Consider the following 17,690-nt stretch of genomic DNA (forward strand, 5'->3'; position numbering starts at 1 on the left):
TTATTGCCCTGCTCCGGTGATGGCTTTTTTCAAGCCTTTAATCCTGCCAGTAAGAAATTGAATGCTGGCTTGATACTGCATTGAGTTTTCTAGATACAAGTTTCGTTCCACTTGTGCATCTACGGTATTACCATCGCCAGTATCTGGTTGATCGGGTGTTCTAAATTGCACACCATTATTGGTTGCAATGCGAACATCAAAATGCTTTTCGTGGGTTCGTGACATACCTGATTGTTGCTTTTGAGAGGCTTGCGCTAAGGCAGACTTAAAGTCCATGCCCTTGGCTTTATAGCCGGGTGTATCTGCATTAGCAATATTACTAGCAATAACTTCTGCACGTTTAGAACGAACAGCAAGTGTTTGTGGGTGAATGCCAAGTGCTTTTTCAAAAGTGATAGCCATAGTGTTACCTCCAAATCAATGAAGATAACTATACAATTTCTATGCCAACGGGGAGTTTAGTGGGGGGATATTAAGTCTTTTTCTGATAAATGATACCAGGATTACAGCGAACCATATCAAAGTTTTGGTTTAAACCCGTTAAGGATTCCGAGGCGCCAAGAAAGAGATAGCCGTTAGGATTTAGCACACCTTCAATTTGAGATATTATTTGCTTTTTAATTTCTGGTGCGAAGTAAATCAATACGTTACGACAAAATACAATATCAAACTTACCCATTAGACTATAACTATTTAGGAGATTTAGTTGCCTAAAGCTAACCATTTTCTTAACCGAGTCTTTGACTTTTGACATACCTTTATCGCCATTTTCAAAAAACATTCTTTTGCGTTCGGCTGATAAACCTCGTGACAACGCTAAATTGTCATAATGGCCATACTTACAATGCTCAAGCATAGTATTGGAGATATCAGTGCCAATAATTTGAACACCCCCCGAAAACGCAGCAGGATTACTTTGCTTAAATTCTTGAACTGCCATCGCAATAGAATAAGGTTCTTGACCTGAAGAACTTGCCGCTGACCAAATTTTCAAAGGCGTTCTTTGATTTTTAAACTCAGGAAGTAAGCGTTTTTTCAATAGTTCAAAGGGGTACTCATCGCGAAACCACAAGGTTTCGTTGGTCGTCATGGCGTCGATAACTGCGGCGCGTAACTGCCTTTCAATTGGACTGAGAGTACGAGTGACTAAATCACCTAATGTGGTAACATCAAATTTAGCCATTAAAGGGGCTAAACGGCTTTTCACTAGGTATTGTTTATTTTCACCTAAGACGATGCCACATTGTTTCTCTAGGAAGACTCTAAACTGATGATAACTGCTATCATCAAGCTGTCGGATTGACACTTCGATATTCCGCCTTAAATTATTATTATCATTTATTAACGATAGAATACGCTAAAAATAATGGGTTAATTAGCATTATTTGCTAGTTCATCTTTCTTTAACCATTTTTTTACTGCTGTGGCTAACTCATCAGGATGAAACTTTGGAATAAAATCTTCTGCACCAACTTTAGCAACCATGGCATTATTAAAAACACCACTTAGCGAAGTATGTAAAATAACCGGCATGGCTTTCAATCGATCATTATTTTTAATCTCAGCGGTTAAGGTGTAACCGTCCATTTCAGGCATTTCTATATCAGAGATAAGTAAAGCCACTTTTTCGGTAATTGATGTATGACACTCGGCTTCTATAGCAAGTAATTGATCTAAAGCGTCTTGGCCATTTTTAGCTAACAACATTGTTAAGCCTAATGGCTCTAGAGCTCTTCTCACCTGATTTCGAGCTACGGTTGAATCATCCGCGATCATAATTACCCGTTCGCCAAGACTAACTCCGACACTCGCATCAACAACACCTTCACTGAGTTCTGTTGAAATAGGACTAATTTCATTTAAAATTTTCTCTACATCTAAAATAGAGACCATTTTTTTGTCTATTTCTGTAACCGCCGTTAAATAGCTTGATTTGCCAGCACCTTCTGGAGGGGGCATGATGTCTTTCCAGCTTAACGTGACGATTCTCTCAACACCGCCAACTAAAAAGCCCTGCACACTGCGATTATATTCTGCAATAATGACAAAAGAATTTTCATCTGGCACTATTTCTGGGCCACCTGTCGATTTGCTCAAATCGATCACTGAAATGGTTTGGCCACGAATATGGGCAACACCTTTAATAAAAGGGTCTTGTCCTGGCAGTAAGGTTAAGCGCGGACAAGGCATAACTTCACGTACTTTAAAAACATTAATACCAAAACGTTGTGGTCCGATTAAACGAAAAAGTAATAATTCAAGCCTATTCTGTCCAACCAACTGAGTGCGTTGATTTACTGAGTCTAAAATTCCTGCCATACAAACCTCATTTTACTTAATTCACAAAAAGGCACACTTCTTGATTGTGCTTACAGATACATATTGAACGTTCAATTTTTTGACGTTTAGTGCGTATTCGTCTGTTTTTAATTATTGTTAAACTATACATAAATTAAGCATAGACGAGTATTTTAATTTCCCTAGCAAATAGTTGACAAATTTATGAGCATATTCAAGATATTTATCATTCTTTCGCTAATCTCAGCGCTTTTTTCAAATCTAGCCTTTGCCCAAACGATGGACAGACAGCAACTTCAAGATTTTGTTACCCAATTTATAAAAAATAACACGCCATTGCCAAAGCAAGGAAAGATAAACGTTTCAGTCTCTACTTTAGATCCCAGAATTATTATTCAACCTTGTTTAACACCTTTAATCGCAAATATACCTGAAAATCATAATGGTAGAAACGTAAATGTTAAAATAAATTGCGACGACCCATCGTCTTGGTATCTTTATATTCCTGCAAAAATTCAAGTGGTCATACCGGTAGTTGTTGCAAAAAGTATCATTAGTAAGGGCAGTAGAGTTGATAGTTCAAATGTCACCATTGAATATCGCGATAAATATAGAATTCGTGGTGAGAGCTTAGATGATACCAGAATCGTTATTGGTACCCGAGCTAAAAGAAAGTTGAGGGCGGGTGTGATTCTAACTAAAAAAAATATTTGTTTTGTTTGCAAAGGCAGCCATGTCACGCTTATTGCGCAATCGAATACCTTGACAATAAAAACCTCCGGCATAGCCCTTGAAGACGGGGGGCTTGGCGAGCAAATAGCGGTTGAAAATGAAGGCAGTGGTAGAACGGTAACAGGGCGAGTATCGGCTATCAACGAAGTGATAATTAATTTATAATAATGGTTAAGTTATTAGGCTGCTTGCCGATAACAAGATAGTGAATATCAACCCGTTATCTATAGGATAGTATTATGGCTATAAATATCAATAACTTGTCAAACAACAGTCAGGTAAAGCAAAAGCTTGATCAACAAGTACAAGTCAAACAGCAAGCCACACAAAATGCAGCAAGTAGTGAACAAGGAAGATCTGTAGGTAAAGATTCAGTCTCTTTAACACCACAAGCTCAACAGTTAAATGAGTTACAAAAGAAAGCGAATGACGCACCAGCCGTTGATCAGAAAAAAATCGATCAACTCAAAAAAGCCATTGCAAATGGTGAGTATAAAGTTGATCCTGAAAAGCTTGCTGCCAGTATAGCAAATTTCGAATTTAAACTAGGCTAACAGTTTACTGTTAACCTAATCACAGGAGTTACACCTGATGACAGCGTTAGCAGCAGAGCAATTAATTGCTCAACAGTTACATAACCTACAGCAGCTTGAAGAGCTGCTCAGCGTTGAAAAAGAAGTCTTACAAAAACAAAGCCCACAAGCATTAACTGCCGTTACCGAGCAAAAAGAGGCTTTGCTAAAAGCCATACAGCAACTTGATGAACAAAACGCTCAAAATATTATTTTGAAAAACGAAGTTAAATCAGGTATTCATCAGCAAGAGATTGCTGAAATTGAAGCTATTTTACTGCGTTGTAAAGACAAAAATCAGGTTAACGGTCAAATCATACAGCAATCTTCACTTGCCGCTGAACGCATGAAAAACTCCTTGCTTGAGAATCATAACCGCTCATCAATGACCTACAATAGTAAGGGCAAGAAAAGTGGTGGCCTTAGCAGTTTAGGCATTAAAGCTTAGTAAAAACAACACGCTAATTAACAACAAAAAGCCTCAACTTAACAATAAGCTGAGGCTTTTTTTACAGAAAAAACTAAAACGACTTTATTAAACGAGTTTAGCTTGGCCGCTCAGCTCCCCCCTTGGCAGCTACGATAGCTGAGCGTAAACTTGTCATTAATGATGAGTAAGCTAAGCAAGCCTAACCAAATAGTTTCCCTAGTTTTTCTTTTGCTTTATCTTTGAGCTTATCTTTTTGTTTATCTTCAAACTCTTTCTTTTTCGCTGCGACGATATCTGAGTTAATCAGCTCATCTAATGCTTTATCGCTATCTCCAATCAGTGCTTCAACATCCATTAGAGACTCGGCTTCCTTATTACTTCCCCCTAAAGCTTGAGTAAGCTTAGTGTTTAACCCTGCTTTAATGTCAGATTTGAAGCTTGTTAATTTAGTTGATACTTGCTGCACCATTGAATCTTTTAATTGGTTATCAAGTGGTGATGAGATAGATAACGTCGGAGCCGTTATTTTACCTTTTGCAGCTATGGTTAACGCCAACGACTTAAGAGACTGAACTGTGTCAATAAAGAGTGTACTTAACTTCGAAGTGCCAGCACCACTATATTGAGTATTAGCTAGGTTAAGTTTATTTTCACTGTCAATTTGGTCATCAATGAATGAAAAAGACCCCTTACCTGATAATAAACCACTGTTAAGATCTAAAGTAAAAGCACTTGATTTTTGTAGTGAAACATCTTTTAAGGTGACATCGGCAAGTTGCCACTGCCCCTTACCTGTTAAAACATCTTGCTTATCTAGTGAGAAAGCTAACCCTAAGGTTAATTTCCCCGAGCCCTGTACATTGTCACTTTTAACGTTAATAACACTGTTATTACCTCGTACCCAGTGCTGATGTGTCAATTCTTTGCCGCTAATTGCAAATTCACCTTGTGGCAATATTAAAGAAAAATTTGCTTGTTCGATAAGTACGTCGGGCAAAGGTGTTTCATCATTAAACTGCACATAACGACCTTGATCACTTGCTACTGGTGCTTCTTTGTCGACTTTTGAAGATTTAATTAGCGGTGCTATATTTCGATAAACAGTATCAGCATAACCAAAGTATTCTCTTGCTTGCTCACCAAACAACAAGTGAGCAAAATCAGCACCATCGACACTGTCAAGTTGGTACTTGCTCTCAATGTTTTTCCAATCCGCGCTTGGCGCATCTTTTAAAGCTTTAGTCTGTTCGCTTAATAATGTTTTTGAAGCGCTAACTTGCTGCTTTGCTTTGTTCATGACCACTTGATCAGCTTCGAACTTCGTTTTTAGCGCAGTAAAATCTTTATTAAGCTTTTCAAGATCGGCTAAACTTTCTATCTTAATATTAGCTAGTTGCTCTACTTGCTTTTTATAGTCTGCTAACGCGTCTTTAGTCGGAAGTGTTTCATAAGCAGCTTGCAGCTTTTTCTTTTCGATTTGATAACTTTGCTCTAAAGCTTTGCCACGTTTGACCGTTAGCAAATCACTATTATTGAGTAAATCTTCAGCTTTAGGTAGGCTAACATCAAGTTTAGGTAACATTGAATCACCTACACCGTCACTGCCATTTTCAGTATCATCACCAAGCCTATAGACTTCACCTACAGACTGCCTAGGCTGATCGATTCTTAACTCAGCAACGTTTAACTCGCTAATATATAACTTACCAAATAAATATTGCCAAACATCGACACCGGCTGAGGCTTGTGAAAAACTCACCAAATTATGGCTAGGTTTTTCAGGATCGGTTGCTTGGAAACCTTCAATACTCAGTGTTAAGGGTAAATAGTTAATTTCAACTTCACTAACATTAACCTCTGCACCTAGATACCATTCGCCTGATTTTTCTATACCTTTCTTAACTAAAGCGTCTGCAAATAAATAAATAAAAGCGATCATTAATCCCATGACCACAAAAAAACCAACTAGCCCTTTCCAACGAATAAAACGACTCATTACAACTCTCCTTGGCCAGAAACGTGGCTATAAATACGGTAGAACTTTGATGCTTTTAATGCCTTAACAATACGGAACTTCTCAAAGAAGGCTTTAATATGTAGTCGATACTTTTCAATTAAAAAATTACTTAGATAATATAACGGCACCGCTAATAAACAGCCAAGCACCAAAGCACCCAACGTATAAGTATGGTGAAGATGGCCTAGTTTAAATAACGAAGACTGATATAAAGCATCAAATAAAGGGTGTAATGACTTTGCTGTTAGTAATGACTCACCAACAGTAACGATCAATGATGACAACAAATAACTTAACCCTTTAAAGAATCCCCAAGCGACTATAAAACCGCCGATATTGACTCTTAAAAATAAAACCACGAATATAAAAGCAATATTATGCAAGGTAAGCAGTGGCGATAGTCCAACGATAAAACCTAACGCTATGGCCAATGATATTTGCCGAGTAGAGCTTTCTGAGTTCAGTGCATTGAACAGTTTAGCGAGTAATGTAAGCATTCCTTTTCCTTTTTTGTGTTCTCTTGCTATGTATTTACCACTTAAAGCTTAGTGGGTTAAGTATAACTAAAGCAGGCTTATGCATTAGCGCTACTATTGCGTTTCTTTACGGGTATAAACAAAATCATTACCTTGACTCATTTCTTCACTATATTGATAGCCAGCAACATCAAAGGATTTAAGTTGTTCAACCTCTGTTAAGCGATGTTCAATGATATAACGTGCCATTAAACCTCGTGCTTTTTTGGCAAAGAAACTGATCATTTTAAATTGACCATTTTTCCAATCTTTAAATGCTGGAGTAATTATTTCACCTTGAAGCTTTTTTTTATTTACTGATTTAAAATATTCATTAGAGGCTAGGTTAATTAACACTTTATCACCCTGCTGGGCCAATGCTTCATTGACATGGTCAGTAATAATGTCTCCCCAAAACTGATACAAGTTGCTGCCACGATCATTCGCTAACCTTGAACCCATTTCTAAGCGGTAGGCTTGCATTAAATCAAGAGGTTTGAGTAAACCGTATAATCCTGACAAAATTCTCATGTGTTTTTGTGCGAAATCAAAATCATCTTCATTAAATGTTTTGGCGTCTAATCCGGTATAAACATCACCATTAAACGCTAATACCGCTGGGCGAGCATTATCAACAGTAAAAGGCATTGACCATTCACCAAATCGAGCAGCGTTTAACCCAGCAAGTTTATCACTAATGCCCATTAAGGTTGATATCTCTGCAGGTGTTAATTTTTGGCAATGGTCAATTAAATCTTTACTGTGCGCTAAAAGCTCAGGTTGAGAAAATTTATTAGTGGGTAATGGTGACTCAAAGTCTAAGTTTTTAGCTGGAGAAACAACAAGTAGCATAACGGTCCCGTTTAATACAATATCAAAATATATAACCCATATAATACAATAAATCCGCTAAACATGAAGATAAATGATAAGCCAATTACCGTCATAGTTAAAAAAATGTCGAACATACTTGCTATATATTGAAAATTTGTTACAAATATAGTCATATTAGGCATTACATCAAAGGTTTATCACTTTTTCAGCCATTTATGTTGTAATAATTCTCCAATTTTAAGTTTTTCGTAAAAAGGTAAAGGACATGACTAACCAGCTTTCTCAATTAAAAAAAATGACTACTGTAGTTGCTGACACCGGCGATATTGAAGCAATCGCAAATTTTCAACCACAAGATGCAACCACAAACCCATCGCTATTATTAAAAGCAGCATCACTTGAAGGTTATCAACATTTACTTACCGAAGCGGTAACATGGGCAAAAGCACAGTCATCAAATACAGAACAACAAGTTATTGATGCCGCTGATAAACTATCAGTATTAATTGGCTTAGAAATTTTAAAAACTGTACCAGGTCGTATTTCAACAGAAGTAGATTCACGTTTATCTTTTGATACTCAAGCTTCAATTGCCAAAGCGCATAAGCTTATGGCGATGTATAAAGAAGCAGGTATTAATAACGATCGTATCCTTATTAAACTGGCATCAACTTGGGAAGGTATTAAAGCGGCAGAGCAACTAGAAAAGGTTGGTATTAACTGTAACCTAACTTTATTGTTTAGTTTTGCTCAAGCACAAGCTTGTGCCGAATCAGGGGTTTACTTAATCTCGCCTTTTGTTGGCCGGATCTTAGATTGGTACAAAAAGGATAGCGGCAAAAGTGAATACGCAGCGGATGAAGACCCTGGTGTGATCTCGGTAACTAGCATTTATAACTATTACAAAGGTAAAGGTTATAAAACGGTGGTGATGGGAGCAAGTTTTAGAAACATAGATGAGATACGTCAACTTGCCGGATGTGATCGTTTAACGATAAGTCCAAACCTATTAGACGAACTATCAAAGTGTAATGACCCGCTTGAGCAAAAATTATTTAGTGAGCACCCCAAATTAGCCGCTCAAGAAAAATTATCAGAAAGTAGCTATCGTTGGGCAATGAATGAAGATGCTATGGCCACAGAAAAACTTGCTGAAGGGATCAGAAATTTTACCCTTGACCAGATAAAATTAGAAAAACAGCTTGCTGAGTTACTTTAATAGCTATTTTTCATACGGTTAGTTTAAAATAAAGCCTAAAAAGAGTTACTTTAATAGCTATTTTTCATACGGTTAGTTTAAAATAAAGCCTAAAAAGAGTTACTTTATCACCAAGTATTATCGGAGTTTATTGCTTTAATTATTTGCTTATCATCTTGAATGTGTTATTAAAAAGGTGCTGTTAAATAAAAAGGAGTGTTCTATGGATAAACTTGAACAAGTAATGGGCTCGTTTGGTAAAAGACCTAAGTCCTCAGAAAGCACTAATAAGAAAAGAAAATGGCGTGAAATAGAACTTATAAAAGAAAGATTCCAATTAGAAAAAGAGCTAAAAGCATATGAAGACTCGTTAGAATTTATGCTGGAAGATTTCTAGTTTTATTTCAAATGAAAAAACCCAGTTTTTAACTGGGTTTTTTATTGCTTGAAATACCATAAATGTAAAAGCTAAACTTGCTCTAGAACATACCCCGTAGGCTTAACACCAAAAAACGCCTTTATCTGTTCAACAAGTAAGTAGTTAACCGGTACTAAAATCAAGGTAATAAATGTCGCGAACAATATACCAAAACCAAGAGAAACAGCCATTGGGATAAGAAATTGTGCTTGAGTTGATTGCTCAAAAAGTAACGGCATTAAACCAATAAAGGTGGTTAAGCTAGTTAACATCACAGGACGAAAACGTGAAGCGCCCGCGGTAAGTACTGCTTCCATAAGCTTAATACCTTCGGCTCGTTTTTTATTGATAAAATCAACTAATACCAAGGAGTCATTCACCACCACACCAATTAATGCCAGCATGCCCAATAAGCTCATAATCGTTAATTCCATGCCCATGATCCAGTGACCTATAACGGCACCTATCATACCAAAAGGAATAACGCTCATGACAATAATAGGTTGTAGATAAGACTTAAATGGAATGGCCAGCAAAGCATAAATAATAAAGAAAACAAAAACTAATGCCCAAGCTAACGATCCAAATGATTCACGTTGCTCTTTAGCTTCACCTTCGAGCGAATGACTGACACCAGGATATTGTAAAAGAAGCTCATCCAAGTAAGTTTTTAAATCGGCCTGTAATATTGTCATATTGGTGTTTTCTTTATCGACATCAGCGCTGACATTTGCCGTTCTATAACGATCGATTCTAGAGATGGTTGATGGACTTTTCCCTGGAATTAAGCGAGCAACATGTGCCAAAGGCACTGAACCACCATTGGGAGTTCCAATAAGAATATTTTCTAAATCAGCAGTCGTGCGACGCTCACTCAAAGGTAAGCGTACCATTACCCGGACATCGTCTCTACCCCTTTGAATACGTTGAACTTGTGAGCCAAAGAACGAGCGGCGTACTTCATTAGATATACTTACTCTGGTTAACCCGAGCGCTTTGCCTTGCTCAGTTAATTCGATTTGTAGCTCTTCTTTTCCGTCAGACAAACTATCTTCTATGTCAAAAACGGTTGGGTAAGTAGCTAAGCGTATCTTTACCTTATCGGTAATTTCTTTAAGCGAGTCCAAAGAGCTTGCTTTAAGCTGTACTTGGATAGGGTCTGATGACCTACCTATTTCGGCTCTAAAGGTCATACTTTCAGCGCCAGGAATTGGCCCAATAAGCTCCCGCCATTCGCGAACTAACTGTGTTGAACCAATTGATAAGCTTCTAGACTCTGGCGGCGTTATTTCAAAACGAACACTGCCTTGATTGGTTGTGCCACCTCTGCCACCCGTTGTCGCCAAAATATTAATAATGATACTTTCATTCGTCGCCTCATCAATATATTTCTCACGTAACTCTTCCGCTTTCTCTGTCATTTTTAAGATATGTTTATTCGTTACCTCAAATGGTGAGCCTGCTGGTAAGGTTAATGAAGCTCTTACCGTCTCACTGGGTATTCTTGGAAAGAATATAAATTTAGTCCAGCCACTCATGACCAAGGTAATGATAATTAAGAAAACACCAACAAAACCAAAAAATGTCGCTGTTTTAAAATTAATGGCTTTTTTTAATAAAGGCTGATAATAACGTAAAATTGTGTTTTCAAAGCCATCCGCAAAGCGTTGTTGTAATTGGCTAAATTTAGATGTTTTTGTTTTTTGACTACGAAGTTTTAAATGCTTTAAATGTGACGGTAAAACAAACTTTGACTCGATTAGAGAAAACAATAAAACAGGAATAACAATGACCGGAATTTGTGCGAACAATGCCCCTCGCGCACCTTCAATAAATGCCAGAGGTAAAAAAGCGGCAATAGTGGTTAATACACCAAAAGTAACTGGTGTAGCCACTTCTTCAGTACCTCTTATGGCTGCCTCTTCCCCTGACTTAGCTGTTTTTAAATGGGTATAAATATTTTCTCCGGTGACAATGGCGTCATCCACGACAATACCGAGTACTAGAATAAAGCCAAATAGGCTCATAACGTTAAGGGTTATGCCAAAAAAAGGCATTGCTATAAAAGCCCCCATAAATGAAATAGGAATGCCAATAAAAACCCAGAAGGCGATCGACGGGCGTAAAAATAAGCTCAGTAGTGCTAAGACTAAAATACCACCTTGCAACGCACTTGTTGTTAACGTTGCAATACGATTTTTTACAATTTGAGAGTCGTCATCCCAATAACTTAACTCAACACCTACCGGCACATTTCCTTGTTGTTCATCAATATAGTTTTTTACTGCATCGGCAACGTCAATGGCACTTTGTGGACCAATACGATAGATGTCGATAAAGGCGGCTTGCTTACCGTTAAAGCGTGTTCTTACCGGTGTTTCTTCAAAAGCATCGGTGATCAACGCAATATCAGACAAACGTAAAATAGAACCATCAGTGTGAGTCTTTATCGCGATGTCAGAAAACTCATTTTTACGATAAGCTTGCCCCTTTGACAATAATAAAACATCCCCTCCTTCGGTTCTTAGATTGCCCGCAGAAACATCGGTACTAGAATTATTTATCGCGGCTGACACTTGGGAGATAGTTAAGTTATATTGTTGTAATTTATCTTGAGGTATTTCAATAGAAACTTCGTAGTTACGAACACCACTAAGCTCTGCCTGAGTAATTTCAGATATTTTTAACAACTCATCGCGTACTTTCTCTGCATACTCGCGCGTTTCTTTTTCACCATAAATACTGGCGACACTAACCGAGATAACTTCTCTTTTTCGAGTCGCTAACGACACTACAGGTTTTTCAGCATCTGATGGAAAAGTATTGATAGAGTCGACACGACTTTTAATATCAGCCAAAACTTCTCGTGCATCGTAGCCACTTTCAACTTCGATATTAACCGCTGAAGAGCCTTCAGATGAACGACTAGCAATTTGCTTAATACCTTCTAGGTCTTGTATCGCCTCTTCTATGCGAATAGAAATACTTTTTTCAACATCTTCTGGCGTAGCACCACGTAACGAGACATTCACATTGATACGATCAGAGGCAAATGAGGGGAAAACCTCAACCGGTATACGCACAGATAGACTAAATAGACCTAAAATTAAAATAGTAATTAATAACAGATTCGCAGCTACGTGATTTCGAGCAAACCAGGCGATCATTGTGCTTCACCCTTTGATCTTTTAGTGCCTTCAAGTTTTGCCTTATTTTGACGAGCTTTTGGGTTATTTTGTCTTGCTTTACTCGGGATATTTCCTTCAATGGCTACGGGAGTTCCAGAGCTCACTTGTCCTAAAGAAGTTAGCACAAGTTCATCACCGGCAACGAGCCCAGACTCAACAATTGACTCTTTACCGTTTTGCCACCCTAGTAAAACCTCTTTACGAATTAACAAGCCATTTTCGACTGTGTAAACATAGCTTCCCTGATAAATAACATTGCTGGGAATAACCAAAACATTGCTTAGTTCTTTCCCTGTTATCTGGGCAGTAACATATTGACCTATTTTTATCGGTGATCCCAAAGAGGTTGTTGCATCATAGGGGCGATTAATTTGTGCTACAACATAGAGCTGCTGAGACTGTTCATCGATAGCACTTTCGGTGCGAATTATTTTTCCATTCCATGATTGATGGCCAATTAAATCAGAGCTTATTTTTACATCGTCCTTATTACCCTGTTCACCAATATCTCGATATACTTCAGGTAAGTTAATCAAGGAAAGATCTTTATTATTAATCGGTAAGCGAATTTCTACATAATCAACAGCAAAAATGGTGGCAAGTTGACTGTTACTGGTAACAACTTGACCAATATCAACTTGTTTTTTCAAAATGCGTCCCGCATAAGGTGCCACTATTTGGGTGCGTTCTAACGATAGCTTAGCTTTATCTAATTGCGCTTGAGCAGAAAGTACTTTTGCTTTTGCTGACTCAAGTTGCGGCTGACGTAACACTAAAACACCGGCTACTTTACCATTTCCCAACCGCTGCCAGTCAGCTTCTGCTTGTTGAACTCTTGCTTGTTCTTCAAGTAATACTTGGTTGGCAGATAAAAGATTTGCTTGTGATACTTTGACTTCTGACCGGTAATCTCGATCATCAAGTTGTACTAAAACATCACCTTTTTCAAAAAAACCACCGTCACGAAATTGACCACTGACTTGAGTAATTTGGCCAGCAACCTGCGCAAAAAGTATGCTTTGTGTACGAGGTTTTACCGTACCAAAACTTTCCACCATAACTTGATAACGTTGCGGCGCTAATATCTTTGTTGCTACTGTCATCTGGGGCGCTTTTGAGGGTTTAGCCCTTTTCGATTGTGGCGGGTTACTATAAATCAAAGCGACTAATGATAATGTAACGCCAATAATAACAGCTAGGATGATCAATTTTTTTAGCGTGCTTGGTTTTTGTGTTATTTCTGTATGTAAACTTGGTTGTGAAGACATTATTATTCAGCCTTTGGATTAATAGTTGTGGCAGTTTTCTCAGACACAGTAAAGTCGCCACCGAGTGCTAAATGTAGTTGTATGCGATTGGCAATCAAGCGATTTTTAAGCTTTATCAAGGTACTTTGTGCATCAAACGATCGTGATTGAGCATCAAGCACCGTAGTATAATTAACCAAACCACTTTGATATTGTTCAAAAGAAAGTGTCGCGGCAACTTTGGCATTTTCTTGTGCAGCTAACATACTTTTATAGCTATTTTTTAAACTTTTTTCTTGGGTCACCGCATTCTCAACCTCAGTAAATGCATTATATAAGTGCTCAAGATATTGCTGTTCGTTTTGTTTCAACGCTAACCGTGCTTGCTCTTCATTAGCAGCCAAACGACCAGCATTAAATAGTGGTGCAGAAATATTTCCAAACAATGACCATGCTAACGATGATCCTGATAGCAAGTCATCTATATCAATGCCGCTGTCTCCTACCGACGCTGTTAAAGTTAGGCTTGGAAAACGTTGTTTGTGTGCATAAGCGAGGCCAGCATCTTTAGCAAGTAATAAATACCAACTAGACTTTAACTGAGGTTTTCTGCTAATAAGCTCCGATGGCAATCCTAAGGGAATATCAGAGGTTAGTAGCGGTAAATCAGCATCAACTAACAATGTTCCTGTGGGATACTCACCAACTAAACGTTCCAACTGTCTAATTAATTGAGTTTTTACTGTTTTTTGTTCCCAAACACGAGTTAATTCATTGTTTAGCTCATTACGTGTTAGGTAAACATCAAGTGCTTCACTTAAGCCACTGTTATAGCCTGATTCAATAATGTCTAAATTTTGTTGGGAGTTTTTTACACGACCTTGATAAAGTGACAGTAGCTTTTCTGCCTCAACAACCGCGAACCACTTAGTGACAACATCAACCACTAATTGCTGTTTACTTTGCTCAAAATTCGACTGTTCAGCCATAAACGTTAAGTTAGCTTGTTGGTCAGCTGAAGATAGTTTCCCCCATAAATCAAGTTCGTAAGTTAAATTCAAATTAACTGAGCTTGAATTAGTGTAAGTATCAGAGTCATTGTATTTATTTCGACCCGAACGCAAAGACAAATCAAGCGATGGCCAAAGTGTACTGCCAGAAATGATCAGTTGTTGCTTTTGAATTTCAACATTATACGCTTGAATTTTTAATTGGTGATTTGATGCTAGTGCTGTTCTCACTAATTGTTGAACTTGAGGACTATCAAGCTGTTCTAGCCAGTTATTTTCAACCTGCAAATTCTGTTCACTTTGTTGCCAAGTCGCAGGTAAGTTAATATTTCTAATATTTTTATCAAGCTCAGATGTACTCGAGCAAGCCAACAACAGGGTTGTTGCTAGGACAGTCATAACACTGTGTTTGATCTGTATTCGAAAACGGTTTTCCATAAAAGATGAAACCACTTATAGTATTTTTAATGCTTTAATTGTAATCAGTATTAATCAAAAGCTGTAATGACTTTACAAAAGTTTACTTTCAAAAAATTTATTGCGATGAATAACCTGAATAAAACGGTGAGTGGTATTAGTTTTCAATTTGGATGATTAAACCGATAACTAAGTAAACGTCAATAAGACGCTTGGCTCAGTAAAAAACAGTTAATATGATTAACGAAGGGAATATTACAAAGTAAGTTTTCATCATTAGTCTCAAATACCTATGTGCCCCCTTAAGTTCCATGAAGTGATCAATAACGACAATACCTTTGCACATTATTGTTATTGCAACTAAAACACTAACAACTGTCGTTGACTGAAAGTTTTCACCTAAAAAAGTGTTCAACAAAGTAATTAAAATTAATACCACTAAGTAGTATTCTAATTTTCCAATACCTTTCATATTTCAACGCTACCTTAATACATATAATAATGGAAAAATCAGGATCCACATTAAGTCAATCATATGCCAATACACAGCTAGTGCCTCTAAACCTGTGTGACTTTTTGCTGAATATGCCCCTTTTCTTAGCCTGAAGATCACCCATAATATGGCACATGAGGCCCAGCCAACATGTAAAAAATGATTAAACGTCATGTAGTAATAGACAGTGAAAAATTCGTTGGTGTTAGTGCTATATCCTTGTAAGTCATTCCAGTGAAATTCCCAGGTTTTTAAGCATAAATAACTACAGCCACAAAGTAGAGCAAGCCATAAAAACCGTTCGCATTTCACTAAATTATTAACTCGGACACTAGCCATGGCCTTAGCCATAAAGTAACTGCTAGACAACAAAACAATAGTGTTCAATACACCAATAGTTGTATTTAAGCTTTGTGGGCCACGAGAAAATATTTCAGGATAATATAATTTAGCGATAAAATAGGCGACAAAAAAAATACCAAACTCAGTTAACTCAGATAATATTCCCACCCAAATAGGAATATTACCAGGTATTCGCCCTGCTCTTTTTTCACTCCATGAAGCGAAAAAAATGCCTAATGATTCATCCGCTTGTTTTGTACTCATCATCATTAAGTTCTAGAGATATCAAGGGCAATATTTATAACATAATGTCTACTAAGAAAGTTTGATATAAAACGGGAATTTAGTGAAGTGATACTCATTTAATTGAAAATTAATTTTTCTGTTAAAACAAAAAAAAGCCCACAATTGCTTGTGGGCTTTTTCGTCTCAATAAAGAGAAATATGGTGCCTTGACCCGGAATCGAACCAGGGACACGAGGATTTTCAATCCTCTGCTCTACCGACTGAGCTATCAAGGCAGTTTGAAATTCTAAAGAACATCAAAGAGGCGTTATAATATAGGGTAATAGTGGTTCAGGCAAGCATTACCTAATCACTTTTTAATTATATAGTGGTTACCACTGAAAGTTTATAAATTCAGGAGTTTAAATAAAAAAAACCAACATCAATGTTGGTTTTTTAAAAGTAAATTTTCTAAGTGTGCCTAGGTGAAAATTGCCACCATTCCCCAGAAGAAAATGATAGATAAACCTGCACCAACCGGTAAGGTAACAACCCAAGAAACAACAATATTACGCACAACCGTTAAGTTAATTGCAGCAATACCACGAGCCATACCTACACCTAACACAGCGCCTACTAACGTTTGTGTGGTTGAGATAGGTAAACCTGTACCTGAAGCGATAACAACTGTACATGCTGCTGCTAATTCAGCTGCAAAACCACGGCTTGGCGTTAAATGTGTAATGCCATTACCTATGGTTGCAATAACTCTGTGACCAAATAATGCAAGACCAGCAACAATACCAAAACCACCTAGTGGTAAAATCCACCATGCGATAGCTGACTTAGCTGCAATTTGACCGTCATTACCAACAATACTTACTACCGCAGCTAGTGGACCAATCGCATTAGCAACATCGTTTGAACCATGAGCAAATGCCATTGCACAGGCAGTAACGATCATTAATACCGCAAATACTTTTTCTACGTTGGCATAATGTGTTTTCTTCGCAGCACTTTCATCAAATTCTAAACGGTTTATGAATATTTTACCTATAACAGCGACAATAACTGCGGCAATAATCGCATATACATAACCTTCAACAGAGCCGATGTTTAAGCCTAAATGCTTCAAACCTTTCTTAATAGTGACTAAAGCAAGTACGAAGCCCGCTAAAAACATGTAAAAAGGTACCCAACGTTTAGCTTGAGTTAATGGGTTATCCGTATCAAAAATTAATTTTTGTGCACTGTTAAAAATAATAAACGCAATAATACCTGAGATAAGTGGCGTAATTATCCAGCTACCTACGATACCGATAACCTTACCCCATTCAACAGCATCAACACTAACACCAACGGCAGCAAAACCAACAATGGCGCCAACAATTGAGTGTGTTGTAGATACTGGCCAACCTAAAATAGAAGCAATAAGTAACCAAGTAGCAGCAGCAAATAATGCTGAAATCATACCAAAAACAAGTAATTCCGGACTATCTACAAAGTAAGAAGCGTCAATAATACCCTTACGAATAGTTGAAGTAACTTCACCACCCGCTAAATAAGCACCAGCAAATTCAAAAACCATCGCGATGAGAATCGCTTGTTTAATCGTTAGCGCTTTAGAGCCAACTGATGTACCCATTGCGTTAGCCACATCGTTTGCACCAATGCCCCACGCCATAAAGAAACCAACAACGCCGGCAATAATGACCAACATAGGGCCATGTGTTAATAATATATCCATGAATAAG

The 17,690-nt window shown here is 37.6% G+C and carries 17 protein-coding genes and 1 tRNA gene; 5 read left to right on the plus strand and 13 right to left on the minus strand.

Annotated elements, in window-relative coordinates; genetic code table 11:
- The 3 genes from flgB to H4J70_RS04620 form a co-directional block, all read right to left on the minus strand.
- Positions 1 to 402 carry a flagellar basal body rod protein FlgB gene (gene flgB / locus H4J70_RS04610; RefSeq protein ID WP_070374654.1) on the minus strand — a complete coding sequence of 134 codons (402 nt, stop codon included), beginning with the start codon at positions 400 to 402 and terminating at the stop codon, positions 1 to 3.
- Positions 403 to 472: 70 nt separating this feature from the next.
- Positions 473 to 1,306, minus strand: coding sequence for a protein-glutamate O-methyltransferase CheR (locus tag H4J70_RS04615; RefSeq protein ID WP_182213490.1), 834 nt, complete (start codon positions 1,304 to 1,306; stop codon positions 473 to 475).
- Between the two features lie 65 nt (positions 1,307 to 1,371).
- A complete protein-coding gene (locus tag H4J70_RS04620) occupies positions 1,372 to 2,319 on the minus strand; it encodes a chemotaxis protein (protein ID WP_182213488.1) in 948 nt (315 codons plus the stop codon).
- A 183-nt stretch (positions 2,320 to 2,502) separates the two neighbouring features.
- Here H4J70_RS04620 and flgA point away from each other — a divergent pair, with 183 nt between their 5' ends.
- From flgA to flgN, 3 genes are all read left to right on the plus strand, one after another.
- Complete coding sequence (gene flgA, locus H4J70_RS04625) at positions 2,503 to 3,195, plus strand: flagellar basal body P-ring formation chaperone FlgA (RefSeq protein WP_182213486.1); 693 nt, start codon at positions 2,503 to 2,505, stop codon at positions 3,193 to 3,195.
- A gap of 74 nt (positions 3,196 to 3,269) precedes the next feature.
- Positions 3,270 to 3,584, plus strand: coding sequence for a flagellar biosynthesis anti-sigma factor FlgM (flgM, locus tag H4J70_RS04630; RefSeq protein ID WP_070374658.1), 315 nt, complete (start codon positions 3,270 to 3,272; stop codon positions 3,582 to 3,584).
- 37 nt (positions 3,585 to 3,621) lie between these two features.
- Positions 3,622 to 4,050 carry a flagellar export chaperone FlgN gene (gene flgN / locus H4J70_RS04635; RefSeq protein ID WP_182213485.1) on the plus strand — a complete coding sequence of 143 codons (429 nt, stop codon included), beginning with the start codon at positions 3,622 to 3,624 and terminating at the stop codon, positions 4,048 to 4,050.
- A 181-nt stretch (positions 4,051 to 4,231) separates the two neighbouring features.
- On the opposite strand, the gene H4J70_RS04640 is transcribed toward flgN, so the two are convergent.
- The 3 genes from H4J70_RS04640 to yaaA all read right to left on the minus strand — a co-directional run bounded on the left by H4J70_RS04640 (position 4,232) and on the right by yaaA (position 7,416).
- On the minus strand, positions 4,232 to 6,028 hold the full coding sequence (locus tag H4J70_RS04640) for a TIGR03545 family protein (protein ID WP_182213483.1): 1,797 nt from the start codon (positions 6,026 to 6,028) through the stop codon (positions 4,232 to 4,234).
- Positions 6,028 to 6,546, minus strand: a complete 519-nt coding sequence (locus H4J70_RS04645) for a TIGR03546 family protein (RefSeq protein WP_070374661.1) — start codon at positions 6,544 to 6,546, stop codon at positions 6,028 to 6,030. Before H4J70_RS04645 ends, H4J70_RS04640 begins: the two co-directional genes overlap by 1 nt.
- Positions 6,547 to 6,639: 93 nt before the next feature.
- Positions 6,640 to 7,416 carry a peroxide stress protein YaaA gene (gene yaaA, locus H4J70_RS04650; RefSeq protein ID WP_182176181.1) on the minus strand — a complete coding sequence of 259 codons (777 nt, stop codon included), beginning with the start codon at positions 7,414 to 7,416 and terminating at the stop codon, positions 6,640 to 6,642.
- A gap of 247 nt (positions 7,417 to 7,663) precedes the next feature.
- On the opposite strand from yaaA, the gene tal reads away from it, so the two are divergent.
- Together tal and H4J70_RS04660 are read left to right on the plus strand one after the other, a co-directional pair.
- The gene (tal, locus tag H4J70_RS04655) at positions 7,664 to 8,617 is read left to right on the plus strand and encodes a transaldolase (protein ID WP_182241692.1); all 954 of its coding nucleotides are present in this window, start codon (positions 7,664 to 7,666) and stop codon (positions 8,615 to 8,617) included.
- Between the two features lie 202 nt (positions 8,618 to 8,819).
- The gene (locus H4J70_RS04660; protein WP_083277925.1) at positions 8,820 to 8,993 is read left to right on the plus strand and encodes a DUF3545 family protein; all 174 of its coding nucleotides are present in this window, start codon (positions 8,820 to 8,822) and stop codon (positions 8,991 to 8,993) included.
- A 71-nt stretch (positions 8,994 to 9,064) separates the two neighbouring features.
- On the opposite strand, the gene H4J70_RS04665 is transcribed toward H4J70_RS04660, so the two are convergent.
- From H4J70_RS04665 to H4J70_RS04695, 7 genes are all read right to left on the minus strand, one after another.
- Complete coding sequence (locus H4J70_RS04665) at positions 9,065 to 12,181, minus strand: efflux RND transporter permease subunit (protein WP_182213478.1); 3,117 nt, start codon at positions 12,179 to 12,181, stop codon at positions 9,065 to 9,067.
- Positions 12,178 to 13,470 (minus strand): efflux RND transporter periplasmic adaptor subunit, encoded by a 1,293-nt coding sequence (locus H4J70_RS04670; protein WP_182213477.1) that lies wholly within the window; start codon positions 13,468 to 13,470, stop codon positions 12,178 to 12,180. The genes H4J70_RS04665 and H4J70_RS04670 overlap by 4 nt, the downstream gene beginning before the upstream one ends.
- A 2-nt stretch (positions 13,471 to 13,472) precedes the next feature.
- Entirely contained in the window at positions 13,473 to 14,897 is a 1,425-nt protein-coding gene (locus H4J70_RS04675) for a TolC family protein (protein ID WP_182250699.1), read from the minus strand.
- 196 nt (positions 14,898 to 15,093) lie between these two features.
- Positions 15,094 to 15,348 carry a cytochrome C oxidase subunit IV family protein gene (locus H4J70_RS04680; RefSeq protein ID WP_182213473.1) on the minus strand — a complete coding sequence of 85 codons (255 nt, stop codon included), beginning with the start codon at positions 15,346 to 15,348 and terminating at the stop codon, positions 15,094 to 15,096.
- A gap of 9 nt (positions 15,349 to 15,357) precedes the next feature.
- A complete protein-coding gene (locus H4J70_RS04685; RefSeq protein ID WP_259366917.1) occupies positions 15,358 to 15,978 on the minus strand; it encodes a cytochrome c oxidase subunit 3 family protein in 621 nt (206 codons plus the stop codon).
- A gap of 178 nt (positions 15,979 to 16,156) precedes the next feature.
- A tRNA-Phe gene (locus tag H4J70_RS04690) sits at positions 16,157 to 16,232 on the minus strand.
- Positions 16,233 to 16,417: 185 nt separating this feature from the next.
- Positions 16,418 to 17,683, minus strand: a complete 1,266-nt coding sequence (locus H4J70_RS04695) for an inorganic phosphate transporter (RefSeq protein WP_182244603.1) — start codon at positions 17,681 to 17,683, stop codon at positions 16,418 to 16,420.
- Between the last annotated feature and the right edge of the window lie 7 nt (positions 17,684 to 17,690).

Source organism: Colwellia sp. BRX8-9 (assembly GCF_014077245.1).
Taxonomy (GTDB): Bacteria; Pseudomonadota; Gammaproteobacteria; order Enterobacterales; family Alteromonadaceae; genus Colwellia_A.

What these genes read in the sequence shown, in the direction of transcription:
- H4J70_RS04640 (WP_182213483.1), bottom strand. Translation starts at nt 6,028, where the DNA reads ATGAGTCGTTTTATTCGTTGGAAAGGGCTAGTTGGTTTTTTTGTGGTC.
- H4J70_RS04670 (WP_182213477.1), bottom strand. Translation starts at nt 13,470, where the DNA reads ATGTCTTCACAACCAAGTTTACATACAGAAATAACACAAAAACCAAGC.
- H4J70_RS04680 (WP_182213473.1), bottom strand. Translation starts at nt 15,348, where the DNA reads ATGAAAGGTATTGGAAAATTAGAATACTACTTAGTGGTATTAATTTTA.
- H4J70_RS04620 (WP_182213488.1), bottom strand. Translation starts at nt 2,319, where the DNA reads ATGGCAGGAATTTTAGACTCAGTAAATCAACGCACTCAGTTGGTTGGA.
- H4J70_RS04645 (WP_070374661.1), bottom strand. Translation starts at nt 6,546, where the DNA reads ATGCTTACATTACTCGCTAAACTGTTCAATGCACTGAACTCAGAAAGC.
- flgB (WP_070374654.1), bottom strand. Translation starts at nt 402, where the DNA reads ATGGCTATCACTTTTGAAAAAGCACTTGGCATTCACCCACAAACACTT.
- H4J70_RS04675 (WP_182250699.1), bottom strand. Translation starts at nt 14,897, where the DNA reads ATGGAAAACCGTTTTCGAATACAGATCAAACACAGTGTTATGACTGTC.
- H4J70_RS04665 (WP_182213478.1), bottom strand. Translation starts at nt 12,181, where the DNA reads ATGATCGCCTGGTTTGCTCGAAATCACGTAGCTGCGAATCTGTTATTA.
- yaaA (WP_182176181.1), bottom strand. Translation starts at nt 7,416, where the DNA reads ATGCTACTTGTTGTTTCTCCAGCTAAAAACTTAGACTTTGAGTCACCA.
- flgA (WP_182213486.1), top strand. Translation starts at nt 2,503, where the DNA reads ATGAGCATATTCAAGATATTTATCATTCTTTCGCTAATCTCAGCGCTT.
- tal (WP_182241692.1), top strand. Translation starts at nt 7,664, where the DNA reads ATGACTAACCAGCTTTCTCAATTAAAAAAAATGACTACTGTAGTTGCT.
- H4J70_RS04685 (WP_259366917.1), bottom strand. Translation starts at nt 15,978, where the DNA reads ATGATGAGTACAAAACAAGCGGATGAATCATTAGGCATTTTTTTCGCT.
- H4J70_RS04660 (WP_083277925.1), top strand. Translation starts at nt 8,820, where the DNA reads ATGGATAAACTTGAACAAGTAATGGGCTCGTTTGGTAAAAGACCTAAG.
- flgM (WP_070374658.1), top strand. Translation starts at nt 3,270, where the DNA reads ATGGCTATAAATATCAATAACTTGTCAAACAACAGTCAGGTAAAGCAA.
- flgN (WP_182213485.1), top strand. Translation starts at nt 3,622, where the DNA reads ATGACAGCGTTAGCAGCAGAGCAATTAATTGCTCAACAGTTACATAAC.
- H4J70_RS04695 (WP_182244603.1), bottom strand. Translation starts at nt 17,683, where the DNA reads ATGGATATATTATTAACACATGGCCCTATGTTGGTCATTATTGCCGGC.